Origin of the sequence: Streptomyces indicus (assembly GCF_900100315.1) — a bacterium.
In the GTDB taxonomy this organism is placed as follows: Bacteria; Actinomycetota; Actinomycetes; order Streptomycetales; family Streptomycetaceae; genus Streptomyces; species Streptomyces indicus.
On sequence record NZ_FNFF01000001.1, the window covers coordinates 1,376,782 to 1,390,556 of the forward strand.

8 protein-coding genes are annotated in these 13,775 nt (G+C 71.4%); 3 read left to right on the top strand and 5 right to left on the bottom strand.

Annotated features, from left to right (window positions below; all coding sequences use genetic code 11):
* Positions 1-8: 8 nt before the first annotated feature.
* Together meaB and BLT97_RS06120 are read left to right on the top strand one after the other, a co-directional pair.
* The gene (meaB, locus tag BLT97_RS06115) at positions 9-1,004 is read left to right on the top strand and encodes a methylmalonyl Co-A mutase-associated GTPase MeaB (RefSeq protein ID WP_093607571.1); all 996 of its coding nucleotides are present in this window, start codon (positions 9-11) and stop codon (positions 1,002-1,004) included.
* A 166-nt stretch (positions 1,005-1,170) separates the two neighbouring features.
* A complete protein-coding gene (locus BLT97_RS06120) occupies positions 1,171-2,022 on the top strand; it encodes an LURP-one-related family protein (protein WP_093607572.1) in 852 nt (283 codons plus the stop codon).
* A gap of 136 nt (positions 2,023-2,158) precedes the next feature.
* On the opposite strand, the gene BLT97_RS06125 is transcribed toward BLT97_RS06120, so the two are convergent.
* From BLT97_RS06125 to BLT97_RS06135, 3 genes are all read right to left on the bottom strand, one after another.
* The gene (locus BLT97_RS06125; protein ID WP_245769151.1) at positions 2,159-5,536 is read right to left on the bottom strand and encodes a molybdopterin-dependent oxidoreductase; all 3,378 of its coding nucleotides are present in this window, start codon (positions 5,534-5,536) and stop codon (positions 2,159-2,161) included.
* A 171-nt stretch (positions 5,537-5,707) separates the two neighbouring features.
* The gene (locus BLT97_RS06130) at positions 5,708-8,752 is read right to left on the bottom strand and encodes a 3-keto-alpha-glucoside-1,2-lyase-like domain-containing protein (protein WP_425442647.1); all 3,045 of its coding nucleotides are present in this window, start codon (positions 8,750-8,752) and stop codon (positions 5,708-5,710) included.
* A 138-nt stretch (positions 8,753-8,890) separates the two neighbouring features.
* Positions 8,891-10,093: a glycoside hydrolase family 6 protein gene (locus BLT97_RS06135; protein WP_093607575.1), complete on the bottom strand. Its 1,203-nt coding sequence runs from the start codon at positions 10,091-10,093 to the stop codon at positions 8,891-8,893.
* Positions 10,094-10,222: 129 nt separating this feature from the next.
* Between BLT97_RS06135 and BLT97_RS06140 the strand changes: the two genes are divergently transcribed.
* Positions 10,223-10,852 carry a hypothetical protein gene (locus BLT97_RS06140; protein WP_093607576.1) on the top strand — a complete coding sequence of 210 codons (630 nt, stop codon included), beginning with the start codon at positions 10,223-10,225 and terminating at the stop codon, positions 10,850-10,852.
* 13 nt (positions 10,853-10,865) lie between these two features.
* Here the strand turns inward: BLT97_RS06140 and BLT97_RS06145 are convergent, their stop codons facing one another.
* Both BLT97_RS06145 and BLT97_RS06150 read right to left on the bottom strand, forming a co-directional pair.
* Positions 10,866-11,855 carry a universal stress protein gene (locus BLT97_RS06145; RefSeq protein WP_093607577.1) on the bottom strand — a complete coding sequence of 330 codons (990 nt, stop codon included), beginning with the start codon at positions 11,853-11,855 and terminating at the stop codon, positions 10,866-10,868.
* 94 nt (positions 11,856-11,949) lie between these two features.
* A complete protein-coding gene (locus BLT97_RS06150; RefSeq protein ID WP_245769152.1) occupies positions 11,950-13,626 on the bottom strand; it encodes an immunity 49 family protein in 1,677 nt (558 codons plus the stop codon).
* Positions 13,627-13,775 lie beyond the last annotated feature (149 nt).

Genomic DNA, 13,775 nt, shown 5'->3' on the forward strand with positions numbered 1-13,775 from the left:
GTCCGTACATGCCGAAGATCGATCTTGATGCGTACGTCAAGGGTGTGCTCGACGGGAAGCGGGCGTTCGTCGCGCGCGCGATCACGCTCGTCGAGTCCACCCGGCCCCAGCACCGGGCGCTCGCCCAGGAGTTGCTGACCGCGCTCCTTCCGCACAGCGGCAAGGCGCGGCGGATCGGGGTGTCCGGGGTGCCCGGTGTCGGCAAGTCGACCTTCATCGACGCGTTCGGGACGATGCTGACCGGGCTCGGGCACCGGGTCGCCGTGCTCGCCGTGGACCCGTCGTCCACCCGTACCGGCGGTTCCATCCTGGGCGACAAGACCCGGATGGAGCGCCTGTCGGTGGATCCGGCCGCGTTCGTGCGGCCGTCGCCGTCCGCGGGCACGCTCGGCGGTGTCGCGAAGGCCACGCGTGAGTCGATGGTCGTGATGGAGGCGGCGGGCTACGACGTCGTGCTCGTGGAGACGGTCGGCGTCGGGCAGTCGGAGACGGCCGTGGCGAACATGGTCGACTCCTTCCTGCTGCTGTCCCTGGCCCGCACCGGCGACCAGTTGCAGGGCATCAAGAAGGGCGTCCTGGAGCTGGCGGACGTGCTCGCCATCAACAAGGCCGACGGCCCGCACGAGCGGGACGCGAAGGCGGCGGCGCGCGAGCTCGCAGGGGCCCTCAGGCTCATGCACCCCGCCGACGCCGCATGGACTCCCCCGGTCCTGACGTGCAGCGCCCGCGAGTCCACGGGCCTGGACACCGTATGGGACCGGCTGGAACAGCACCGGACGCTGCTCGAGTCCACGGGCCGCCTCGCGGATAAGCGCCGTGCCCAGCAGGTGGACTGGACGTGGTCGATGGTCCGCGAGGAGCTGCTCGGCCGGCTCCGGGCGCATCCGGCGGTACGGGCCGCGGCGCCGGAGCTTGAACGGCGGGTTCGGGAGGGCGAGTTGACGCCTACGTTGGCGGCGGAGGGGATCCTCCAGGCGTTCACTTCCAGCCCCTGCGGCGATTGAGCAGATCCGCACGAAGTGCGGTTGGGGGGTCTGGGGGCGTAGCCCCCGGTTTCGGGAAGGGGCGGGGTGGGGGAAAGCCCGCGGCAGGCGCCCACCAGCACCGATGCGACGAACAGCACAGCCCTCGACCCCGACCCGCACCCGCCGACCGGGTTACATTGCGCCCGTGACAACGCAGACTCCGCCCGGCTGGTACGCCGACCCCCAGGGCACGCCCCAGACCCTACGCTGGTGGGACGGCCACCAGTGGACCGCCCACACCTCGCCCGTGCAGGGCCAGGTGCCTCCGCAGGCGCCGCAGGCCAACCCGTACGGGCAGCCCCCCGTACCGCCGCAGCCCGCCAGCCCCTACGACGCGCACCAGGTGCAGCGCCAGGTGCAGCAGCAGGCGGGCGTCGCCCCCACCGGGCAGGGCGGCGGCACGCTCTTCAGCGAGCCCGTCCTCGTGGTGAACCAGAAGGCCAAGCTGGTCGAGCTCACCAACGAGTACGCGGTCTACGACCAGCAGGGCAACACCCTCGGCTCGGTCGTCCAGGTCGGCCAGTCCACGGCCCGCAAGGTGCTGCGCTTCGTCGCGAGCGTGGACCAGTTCATGACGCACAAGCTGGAGATCCGCGACGCGTACGGGCAGCCGGTCATGCGGCTGACCCGCCCGGCGAAGTTCGTGAAGTCCCGCGTGATCGTCGAGGCCGCGAACGGGCAGCCGATCGGCGAGATCGTGCAGCAGAACGCCATCGGGAAGATCAACTTCGCGATGGTGGTGAACGGGCAGCAGGTCGGCGCCATCAAGGCGGAGAACTGGCGGGCCTGGAACTTCGCGATCGTGGACCACATGGACCAGGAGATCGCCCGGATCACGAAGACGTGGGAGGGGCTGGCGAAGACGATGTTCACGACGGCGGACAACTATGTGCTGCAGATTCATCGGCCGCTTCAGGATCCGTTGCTGAGTCTGGTCGTGGCGACGGCGCTGACTGTCGACACGGCGCTGAAGCAGGACGCTCGCGGGTTCGGGTAGGCCCTCGGGTGCCGGTGGGGGGCGCCTGCGGCGGGCTTTTCTCCCCCACCCCGCCCCTTCCCGAAACCGGGGGCGCTGCCCCCGGACCCCCGCATCCGAACTTCGTTCGGATCTGCTCAAGCGCCGCAGGGGCTGCTTACGCGTCCAACACGACATCCGACAACGGCACCGACTGGCATGTCAGTGCGTCCGAGGCAGGCAGGTCGTCGGACGGGACGACGCGGTGGGCCACGTCTCCCTTCAGGACCGTGCACGCACAGCTCTCGCACTGGCCCACCCGGCAGCCCGACCTCATCGTCACGCCCGCCCGCTCCCCCAGTTCGAGCAGCGTGCCCTCCTCCGCCGCCCACTCCACCTCGCGGCCCGAGCGGGCGAAGCGCACCGTGAAGCGGGCGTCCTCGGGGACCGGCACCTCCCGCTGCGCCGGGCGGAACTTCTCGCTGAAGATCTCGAAGCGCGGCACGCCGCGTTCGTGCAGGCCTGCCGTGAGTGATTCGATCATCGGCTCCGGGCCGCAGAAGTAGAAGCGGGCGCGGCGTTCCACCAGGGTGTGCGGTGCGATGGCGTCGGCCGTGATGAAGCCCCGCCGGTCGTAGTCCCGGCCCTCCTTCTCGTACGGGAGAGGGTTCGCGTAGTAGGTGAGCACCTTCAACTGCGGGATACGGGCGCACAGTTCGGTGATGCGTGCCCGGAACGGGTGGTCCTCGCCGTGGGCGTTGCCGTAGTGCAGCACCACCTCCGGCACCGTGCCGCCGCTCGCCGCCAGCGTCTCCACATAGCTCAGGAACGGCGTGATGCCGATGCCGCCCGCGACCAGGACCACCGGGGTGTCGGTGTGCGTGGGGATCGCGAACACACCGCCGGGTGAGGCGAGTTCGAGTCGGTCGCCGATGCGCAGCTCGTCATGGGCGTACGAGGAGAAGGCGCCCTCGGCGATACGGCGGATCGCGAGCGTGTAGACCGCGCGGTCGGCGTCCACCGCCGGGCCGGTGAGGGAGTAGCTGCGGGCGAGGTCCGAGCCCTCCGCGCGCACGGTCAGATGCTGGCCGGGGCGGTAGTCGGGGAGCCGGCCGCCGTCGACCGGGGCGAGGGACAGCGTGCGCACACCCCGGCCCTCCTTGCCGGCGGCGGTGACCGTGAAGGTGCGCCGCCCCGGCCACGCCCCGTCGGCGGGCAGCGGGCGCACCTCGCAGACCTGGGAGCGCAACGGCACGGAGCCGCTGAGCGGGTCGGTGGTGGAGTGGTCGACGAGGCGGTTGTAGTTGCTGCCGAGTGCGCTCAGCGGGTCGGCGGCGGGCAGCGCGAGGTCGGTGGCCTGCTGCCACCAGCCGTACTCGCCGACGACCACGGACGGGTGCAGCGAGTCGTCGAAGCGGGCGCGCAGCCGGATCGCGCCGCGCCGGGTGGCGAGTTCGACCCACTGGCCCTCGGCGATCCCGCGTGCGGCGGCCGTCTCGGGGCTGAGGTCGAGGCAGGGGTCGGCGGCGCGGCGGCGCAGCGTGGTGAGGCCGCGCTGCTGGCTGTGCAGGAAGTAGCCGTGCTTGGCGTTGGTGAGGACCAGCGGGAACTCGGGGTCGGGGGCGGCCGGTTCGCGGTGGACGGGGACGGGCGGGTAGCCGTGGTCGAGGAGCCGCTCGGAGTACAGCTCGACGCGCCGGGTCGGGGTGGCGAAGCCGGTGACCGTGCCGTCCGCGCAACACTCGGCGTACTTACGGTACTTGAGCGGGCGCGGCACCCGTACACCGCCGGGCCGCGCGCGGAGTCCGGCGGCCGTCAGGCCCAGCGGCTCCAGCTGCCAGTCCCAGGCCGCCTCGATGTCTCCGCCGAAGAACCCCTCCCCCATTCCCATGCGGGTGGCGAGCGCGAACACCACCTCGGTGTCGGAGCGCGCCTCGCCCTGCGGCTCGACGATCCGCGGCCGCAGCTGCACCTGTTCCTGTGCGCGGTGCCCGGTCTCGAAGCCGAAGCGCAGGCCCTCGTGCTCGTAGGCGCTGCTGACCGGCAGGAGGTAGTCCGCGGTGGCGCTGGTCGGGTTCTCGAAGAGGTCGAGGTGGACCTGGAAGTCCAGCTTGCCGAGGGCGCGGGCGACACGGTCGGAGTCGGGCTGGGCGACGACCAGGTTCGAGCCGAAGCACATCAACGCCCGTACGGGGTAAGGCTCTTGATCCTCGATGGCACGGCACAGGTCGCCCGCGTTGATGTAGCCGGAGGCCTGCGGGCCGAGCGGGTGGCGGTCGAGGCCGAGGGCCTTGGCGCGCTGCTCGGGGGCGAGCTGCCCGGCGGCGGGGCGGTAGGGCGGCGGGGGCGCGACGTGGTTGCCGCCCCGGGTGTCGTAGGAGCCGGTGAGGGCGTAGAGGGTGGCGAGGGCGCGTTCGGTCTGGGTGGCGTTGGCGCTCTGGGCCACGCCCGTCCAGCCGTAGTACGTGACGGACCGGGCCTGTCCGATCTGCTCCGCCAAGGCCCGGATCTCCCGCTCGGGGATCCAGGTCGTACGGGCGACACGGTCCGGGGTCCACTCGGCGCAGGCGTCCGCGTAGTGCTGGAAGGCCGGGACGCAGGTGACTCCGCCGGTGAGGGTCGGGACGTAGTACGTGCCGCGCAGGGCGAAACGCTCCGGGCGGCCCGCGGGGTACCGGGTGTCGTACGTCTCCGCCGCGCCGGTCTCCTCGTTCCAGACCAGGTGGCCCTCGGCGCCCGCGTGCACGTCGGAGGCCTTCAGGAAGTGCCCGTCGTCCTCTCGTACCAGCAGAGGCCCGTTGGTCCAGGTGCGCACGAACTCCTCGTCGTACCAGCCGTGTTCGATGAGGAGGTGCGCGAGCCCGAGGGCGAGTGCGGCGTCCGTGCCGGGGCGGATGCGCAGCCAGTGGTCGGCCGCGAGGGCGCTGGTGGAGCGGCGCGGGTCGACCACGGCGAGCCGCATGCCGCGAGCCTGTGCGGCCGAGACGGCGGCGGACTGGGCGAGCCAGGTCTTGGCCGGGTTGAAGCCCCACAGGAGGGCGAGGTCGGCGTGGGCGTAGTCCGGCGGGGGCAGCGGGGTGCCGAAGGTGAAGGTGTGGGCGGTGTCCTTGTGCCAGTTGCAGAGCTCGGCGCTGTAGACGGTGTTGGGGCTGCCGAAGCCCCGTACGAAACGCTCGATCCATTCGGTGGCGTCCGAGACCATCGTGCCGCTCGGCGTGGCCACGCCGAAGGCCACCGACTCGGGGCCTGTCTCGGCGGCGATCGCGGTGAGCCGGGCCGCGATGCCGTCGAGGGCCTCGTCCCAGGTGACCGGCTCCCAGCCCGGGTCCGGGTCGGACTTGGGGCGGGTGCGGCGCAGAGGTGTGGTCAGGCGGCGGGTGCTGTGCGCGATCTCCGGGGCGGCCCGGCCCTTGGGGCACATCGCGGCGCCTGTGGGGTGCTCCGGATCGGGGCGTACGCCCGTGAGGCGGCCGTTCTCCACAGTGAAGATCGCGCCGCAGCGGGACTTGCAGAGGGTGCAGTATCCGCGCTGTTCGACCGCGGCAGGGCTGGGCACGGGGACTCCCATCGACCTCGGGAAGACTGTCGCTCGACCTTGAGGGCAGCTGTCCCTCCATTGCACACCCTCTGATCGATCATCCGGTCCGGCGGAAGTCCCGTCCCGCCGGACGGCGAAGGCGCGGGCCCGGGACCAAAGTCCCGGGCCCGCGCCCCCTTCGCACGGAGTTCAGCTCAGCGGCTCGATCCAGACGTTCCTGAACCGCACCTTGTTGCCGTGGTCCTGCAACTTGATCGCGCCGGCGGCCGGTGTCTCGGGCAGTCCCGCGCCCGTGGGCCCGTCGATCGCGACGTCGTCGTGGACCTTGCGGCCGTTCCAGATCACGGTGATCCGGGCGTCCTCGGTCTTCTTGCCCTGCGCGTCGAAGCGCGCGGCGCGGAAGGTGATGTCGTACGTCTGCCAGGTCTCGGGCGCGGTCGCCATGTTGTGGTCGGCGGCCTTCTTGAGATAGATCGCCCCGGCCTCGTTGGTGGCGGGGGTGGTGTCCCCGTACGAGTCGAGGATCTGCACCTCGTACCGCTCCTGGAGGTAGACCCCGCTGTTGCCGCGGTCCTGTCCGGTGACGTCGTCCGGCAGCTTCGGGACCCGGAACTCGACGTGCATCTTGAAGTCCTGGAAGGCCTCCTTCGTGCGGAGGTCGCCGCAGCAGACCTCCATGGACTTCTCGGCCGTGTGCGGCCACTCGGGGCTGCGGCCGTCGGCGTGCTGCCAGGCCGCGGCGATGCTGCCGCCGTCGAAGAGCTGCCGGCGCTCGCCCGGCGCGCGCAGGTCGATCGCGTCGAGGTTGACGTGCCCGCTGTCGCCCTCGCGGACGGCGTACGTGATCGTGTTGCGGCCCTCGCGCAGGTTCAGGCGCTCGGTCCGCGTGGACCAGCGGTTCCACTCGACCGTGCTGGGCAGGTCGATCTGCTGCGGATCGCCGCCGTTCACCGACACGGAGACGGTCTTGGTGCCGGGGGCGGGGTGCGGTCCGTTGGCGTAGCGCAGGCCGACATCGTACGCGCCCGCCTCCGCCACGTCCACGGAGAAGCGCGCCGACGCGCCCTGCTCGCCGAAGCCGTCGACGAAGCCGCTGCCGGTGAATCCGGCGTGCTCGGTGTCGATGCCGGCGCTCCCGCCGAGCTGCGCGGACTCCGCGTCGTACGTGGTCTGCGGGTTGTCCGGGCCCGGCTTGGCGTTGAGCGTGTACCAGGCCTCGGTGGACCACAGCTGCTCGCCCTCGGCGGAGGAGAACGGCCGCGGCGAGCGGACGTGCACCACACGGTCGGAGCGCAGGCCCGGGATGGTCAGGCGGACCGTGCGCCGGTCGTCCGAGAGCGTGGCCTTGGCGACGGGCAGGGACTCCTCGTCCACCTTCGGACCGCCGTACGCCGGGCTCGGCGCGTACCGCCACTGCTCCACGGAGTAGGCGCCCTCGGTCAGCTTGGCGGCCGTCTCGTCCGACAGCGGCTTGGTGTAGGTGAGTGCGAAGCCGTCGCGGGTGGCGCGCATCGTCTTGATGTCGAAGGCCGTCTTGCCGTTGGGGGTCAGCTTCTGCAGGCCGAAGCGGAGCTTGCCCGCCTGGCCCCAGTTGCCGTCGGCGCCGAGGCCGCCGACGTAGAGCGCGCCGTCCGGGCCCTCGCTGATCCGCGTGATGCCGGATTCGAGGCCCTGGGTGTGCCGGAAGACCGCGCCCTGGTACTGGCCGTCCACCTTCTCCAGGTCGGCGCGCTGGAGCCCGCCGTACGTCACGTCGCCGAACACCATCTGCCCGGCGAACGGCCCCTTCTTCAACTGCAGCGGTGTGGAGGGCGAGTTGGCGATCTCGTTCTGCGGGAGCCACAGCGCGGGCTTGCTGACCGGCCGGTCGTCGAACGGGCCGTCCGGGTTCATGTAGTGGTTGAAGAAGCGGTCCTGCTTGATGTGCATCAGCTTGGACGCGGGCAGCCAGCCGCCCTGATTGTCGGTGACGAAGAGGTCGCCGCCCGGGCCGCGCCCGATCCCGTTCGGGGTGCGCAGACCGCCGGCGATGTAACTGACCTTGCCCGTCTTCTTGTTGACCTTGATCGTGGTGCCGCGGTTCGGCGCGGGCTGCGGATCGGTGGTCGCGCCGCCGTAGTTGATGGCCACGGACAGGTTCAGGTAGAAGTCGCCCTTGTCGTAGAGCAGTCCGAAGGCGAACTCGTGGAAGTTGCCGCCGTAGGGCCACTCGGCGATCTTCTTCTTCTCGTCGATCACGTCGTCGCCGTCCGTGTCGGCGAGCTCGGTGAGCTGGTGCTTCTCGCTCACGTACAGCTTGCCGTCCACGTACTTGACGCCCATGGGCTCCTTGAGTCCCTCGGCGATCTTCTTGTACGTGACCTTGTCGGGCCCGGTCGGTCCGGCAACGTTGTCGAGCAGGTACACCTCGCCCTTGGTCTCCTGGCTGCCGCCCCAGGTGGTGATCGCGAGGCGCTTGTCGGGAAGCCAGTCCATGGCGGACACCTGCGGCTCGAAGCCCTTCGGCCGCAGGTCGGTGAGCGTGTAGCCGGGGTTGACCTCGGTCAGCGGCAGGCCGTCGCCGGGGGTGTCGTACGTGCCCTCGCACTCCTTGCGCCCCGGTGCGGTGACGCGGACGACTCCGGCGTCGGTGCTGAGCACGGAGTTCGGCACGGTCACGAACTCGCTCGCGCCCGGCGGCTTCCACTGGAGGGTGACCTGCTGGCCGCCGCCCCGGTCGAAGTGGTCGATCTTCAGCGAGGTGTACCCGGCGTTGAGGGTGATCTCGCCGTCCTTGGGCTCGGCTCCGTGCAGGCCGTCGTGGTCGATGACCTGCTGGTCGCCGAGGAACAGCCGGGAGCCGTCGTCGCTGATGAGCCGGAAGCCGTACGTGCCGGCCTCGGGCACGTTGAGGTTGCCGAGGATCTGGCTGACGAAGTTGTCGGAGAACCCGAAGCCTTCGGTCGAGCTCCAGTCGGCGGTCGGTATCAGCTTGTCGATGTTCGGTGTCTGCGCCGGCTTGAGGTCGCAGATCTTCTCCAGCGGCGACTGGATGTCGAACACCCGCAGCGTGACGCCGGGTTCCTGCGGCGGCAGGTCGGCGAAGGGGCGGGGGTCGTCCGCGCGTTCCTCGGCGGCGGCGGGGGCGGCGAGGGCGGTCGCGAGCAGTGCGGTAAGCAGTAGACCGGTGGTTCTTCGGGCTCTTGGTGCTCTGCGGCGGGTGGGGCGGGACATGCGCGCGGGGCGTGGCTCCACGGTTCCTCCTGCGTGGTTCCGCTGTGGTCAACGCAGACTTCTGTGGCGGGGCGACGCTCAGCGTAGGGATGAGGTCGCTGAGCGTCCATACTTTGTCCACAGAAAGGAGAAACTCGTGGGGTCACGCCCCGCCGCCGGTCAACTCCCGGGCAGGATGGGCGGGTTGGCGAGCCGCACCAGCTCGAGGGCCTGCTCTGCGAACCAGTCACCGGCCTTGGGGTCCACCATCCCTCGCTCGGGGTCCTCCGGCCCTGGTGTGCCGCGCAGGCACAAGCCGTCCGACTCGCCGGGGATCTTGACCCACAGACGCGCGTCGTGCAGGGGGTCGCCGGTGCGGAGCGTGGGGCGTGCGCCGAGGCCGCGGTCCGGCGGGTTGCACCAGTCCTGCGGGTCCGTGTACTTGCCGGGCGGCGGGACCCACGGCCCCTGGCCGTTGCGGCTGGAGTCCGTGACGAAGTGCTTCCAGCGGGACGGGGGCGTCTTGACGTTGGCGCCGATCCAGGCTTCGGCCTGCTCACGGGCCGACGACTGGTGCGGACACTGTGCCGCGTCACCGCCCTCGCCGACGTACGCGACGCAGGCCGAGACCAGCCTGCCGAACCAGGAGTTGGCGGCGTCGGTCTGATAGTTGGAGACGTTGGTGAAGAACCCGGTCGCCTTGGCGATGCCGCCCTTCACGAGCCGTGGGGTGATCGACGCGGGGCCGTGCCAGGCGGCATGGCCGGTGTCGAGGTAGACCCTGGTGCCCTTGAGCGGCTCCAACTGGCCGATGGCGTAGTTGATTTCCGCGTACCGCGCGGCGGTCTTGGTGCCCTGGGCGTCGTCCTGCCCGCAGTCGCTCGGCAGCAGCGCGAGCGAGTCGGTCTCCAGGACCACGATCGCCTCGCTGCGGCCGATACCGCGGGCCACGGCGTCGATCCACGCCTTGTACTCGGCGGTGGTGTTGGCACCACCGCCGGAGTAGCCGGAGCAGTCACGGCCGGGCACGTTGTACAGCGAGAACACGACGGTCGCCCCGTCGGCGTCCCGCACCACCTGCCGCGCCTCACGCTCGACCTCGGCAGGACTCTGGTCACCGAACCAGACGGCCTGCGGAGTACGCACCATGGAGACGATCCCGGCAGCATCCCGCAACTGCCCGGCGAGGGCGAGCTCATGGGCCTGGGTGTAGGCGTCCGGATTGGCGGGAGGGGTGTAGAGCCGGGGTCTGTGCCGTTCATCGCCGGCCGCGGCGGCACCCGCTTCGCCGGGCTCGGGTTCGGCCGCCCCGGCCGGACCGACGAGGAAGGCCGCGGCAAGGGCAAGTGCCGCGGACAACAAGGGAATTGCTCGACGTCGCATGGTTCACTCCTGACTCGCAGGGGGACATACGGGAGCGCTCCCACGGATGGTTGTGGAGGGGGGTGGGCGCGTCAAGGCATGGGACAGTCCTGCTCGGTGGCAGCGCAGGTGGTTTCGTACGCTGGCCGCATGGGCCTCGACATGGAAGTGCTGATCGTCGACTGGGAGCGGCTGCGTTCCCTGCCGGTGGAGGAGCGTTCCGGGATGGTCGAGGATGCCGTGTTCGGGGCAGAGGATCTCGAGGTCTATCTGGCACGGCCGGAGGGGTGGTCAGGGCCCGGGGACGGGGACGCCGAGTGGTGGGCGCGGTATGAGTTTCGCGACACGATGACCTCGTACAAGGCGCACTTCTGGGCGGGCAACCGCTGGGACGAGCTGCGTGGCTTCGTCGATGCGTCCCTGCGCGAGGTCCTGGACCAGTTCGCCGCTCCCCTGTTCTGGGGTGAACACAACTACGAGCTCCTGCCGCAGGGGCAGCCGCCCTTCACGCCGGCGGTCGTGTCGCGTCCGGACATGTGGTCGCCGGAGATCGAGGCGATGCTGTGGCTGCCGCCCGAGGACGTGAAGGTGCTGGACCGGTACTGGTCCGAGGTGGCGCCCCGGCTCGACACCCTGCGCGAGCCCTTCGAGCGCCACATCGTCGAACCCATCGGCTGGATCCAGGACTTCGCGTCCTTCGCGCGGCTCGTGTCCGAGTGGGGGGACGTCATCAGCCGGGCCGCCGGGCGCGGCTGGGCCGTCATCGGCCTGAAGTGCTGAGCCGCGGTGCGGCTCACTCCCCCGGGACCACCGCCACCGGACTCTGCGCGTGCTGCAGCACCGCGTTCGTCACCGAGCCCATCAGGAGTGCGTCCGGGCGCAGGCGGCGGCGGTGGCGGCCGACCACCGTGAGGGCGGCCGTGGTCGAGGCCGTGACCAGGCGGCCCGCCGGGTCGCCCGCCGTGGCGATCTGGTCGACCGCGACCGACGGGTAGCGGGTGCGGAAGGGGGCGAGGCGGGCGGTCTGGGCCTCGCGGAGGTTCTGGCCCACCGGGGTGTCGGAGGTGTCGGCGAGCTCGCCGACCACGAGGAGCGAGGTCAGCGGCACCAAGTAGGTGGAGACGACCTGGAGTTCGGCGCCGCGGCGCTCGGCCTCGGCGAAGGCGAACTCCACGGCGGCGTCGGAGGTCTCGTCGGGTGCGAGGCCGAGGACGATCCGTTCCCGTCCGGGGGTCTCGACGCGGTCGGGGGTACGGTCCGCGTGCGGCACGATCACGACCGGGCACGGGGCCTGCATGGCCAGCTTGCGGCCCGTGGAGCCGAGCAGGAGCGCGGCGAATCCGCCCAGGCCGCGCGAACCCAGTACGAGGAGCTGCGCGTCGGCCGCCCGCTCGGCGAGCACGGTGGAGGCGGGTGCGCCGTCGAGGACCGTGTACGTGACCTTGGGATCCGGCTCCGTGCGCGCCGCGTCCTCGGCGCCCTCCGTACGCGACGCGATGAGGTTCTCGACCCGCCACTGGTGGCGCCCTGCGGCGTTCCGCCCGGCGAGGAACTCCTCGACCCGGTCCCGTACCGGATCGCCGTCCTGCTCGACGGGCGCCGGGGAGGGGACCGGGGGCAGGGTCGCGAGCGTCGGCGCGACCGGGACCGGAGCCGCACCGCGCACCTGCACCGCGAGCACCTCCGCTCCCCGCGTTCGCGCCGCCTCCATGGCCCATTCCAGGGCGACGAGGCTGTGCTCCGAACCGTCGACTGCTGCGATCACTGGTGCGTGCGTGCTCATATCTCAAGGGTCCTGCGCGCCCGGACGGGACGGCAGGGACGAAAGGCCCTTGTTTGAAGGTTGGAGCAAGAGGGAGGGCGGCAGGTGACTGTGGTCAGCCCGGGATGCGTTCGATGCGCGAACCGTCCACCAGGCACTCCGGCAACTGCGGCAGCCCGGTGTCCACCGGGAAACCCCAGCTGTGCGCGAGGCTCGCCATGGCCAGTGGGCCGAGTGCGACCTGGGCTCGCGGCGCCGTGGAGTCGCCCCAGAAGCGGACGTGTTCCTTGAGCGCGTCCGCGAGCGTCTTCGCGAACTTCTCGTGGTCGCGGGCGATCAGCCGGTGGAACAGGGCGACCGGCTGGTAGTCGACGGCGTTCACGAAGTCCGCCGGTGCACGCGTCACCGCCTCGCCGTGCGAGGCGTCGATGACGGCGAGCAGCTTCTCCACCACGTCGTCCATGGAGCAGTCGGCGGCGAAGTAGGTCTGCAGGGTGTCGATCCAGTGCAGCAGGTACGGGTCCGCCGTCGGGTCCTCGCCCAGGACGTCGAGCGGCACCTCGCGCAGGCGCTGGATCCGTGCTCGGTCACGGCAGACGATCGCCAGGTAGAAGGTGTCGAGCCAGGCGCGGGCGTCGGCGGGCGGGGCGGCCGGGAAGGCGGGCAGCGGTCGTTCGCAGTCCTCGCCGAGCGCGCAGGACTGCGGCTCGGCACCGGTGAACAGCGCGGTGCCGAGCTGGAGCGAGGTGGCCCAGGCGTCCCAGGTGTCCAGGAGCGAGGCGGCGGGATCGTCGGCGCAGTGCGCGTGCGCGAGGTCGAGCAGCCGCGGGAACGCCTCGGCGAGCAGGGCGGGGTCCTGCGGCAGCCGGGTGAGCAACTCGCCTGCGGTGCCCGCCAGTTGGGACGCGGTGACGTCCGTACGGCCGCGCCCGGGGATGCGGCCCGCGTCGTCGAGCCGCACCAGCGTGCGCATCCGCGTGAGGAGTTCGGACGGCGGCTGGATGGAGAAGGACTTGGCGGCTTCGTCGATGACGGTGAGCGAGGTGATCCGGCCGTCGTGCCACCAGTACACGCGCGGGGACAGCGAGCCGGGACCGTCCTCGTGGGCCCCGAGCCCGTATGCCGCGAGGTCGTTGACCGCGTCGGCGACCGAGCCGTCGACGATCGGGTGGTAGGCGATCAGATGCCGGGTCGGTACGACGAAGAGCGCACCCGCGTCGGGCAGGCTCGCGCCGGTGAGCTGGTGGTGCAGCTGCCCGAGATACAGGGCCCGGCTCGCGACGAATGGCGAGTCCCCGTACACGGATTGCAGGACCGCGCGCCCTTCGAGGGCGATCTCCTCGTGCTGGACGGGCACGCGCGTCAGGTTCTCGTACGCGGCCCGGCCGAGCGCGTCCTCGTCGCCGACCCGCGCCACGTCGGGGTCCGTGAGCATCCGTACGGTGGCGGGCTGGTCGAGCGCGTACGCGAAGACAAGACCGTCGGCGACCAGGCGGGCGTAGCGCATCGTCTGGATCGTCTCGGGCGTGAACGAGCCGTGCGGCAGCAGCCGGCAGTGCACCTCGCGCAGGATCTGCTCGCGGCTCTCGTCGCCCCTGCCCGCCGACCGCAGACTCCTGAAGTGCTCCTCGACGGCGGCGGGCCACTGGTCCTCGGGGAGGAGCCGGCACCGCTGCGCGAGGTTGCGCAGCCCGTGGACCCCGTCCCCCAAGTGGGGTGCGGCGAGTTCGCGCAGGCGGGCGGCCTGGGCGGGGGTGAGCACGGCAAGGTCGGCGTCGGTCGCGTCGGTCACGCGGAGGCTCCCATCCTCGGTCGTCGGCACGACCCTAAAGGGCATCGCATACGCGAAGCCGACCGGGTCCGCGCCGGCCCTGGCACGGCTCCGGGTCCGTACCGGCTCTGGCGCGATCCGGGTCCGTACCGGCCCTGAACGACGAAGAG

Bases quoted from the DNA above. Each gene is read 5' to 3' on its own strand.
- BLT97_RS06145 (WP_093607577.1), bottom strand. From the start codon at position 11,855: ATGAGCACGCACGCACCAGTGATCGCAGCAGTCGACGGTTCGGAGCAC.
- BLT97_RS06135 (WP_093607575.1), bottom strand. From the start codon at position 10,093: ATGCGACGTCGAGCAATTCCCTTGTTGTCCGCGGCACTTGCCCTTGCC.
- meaB (WP_093607571.1), top strand. From the start codon at position 9: ATGCCGAAGATCGATCTTGATGCGTACGTCAAGGGTGTGCTCGACGGG.
- BLT97_RS06140 (WP_093607576.1), top strand. From the start codon at position 10,223: ATGGGCCTCGACATGGAAGTGCTGATCGTCGACTGGGAGCGGCTGCGT.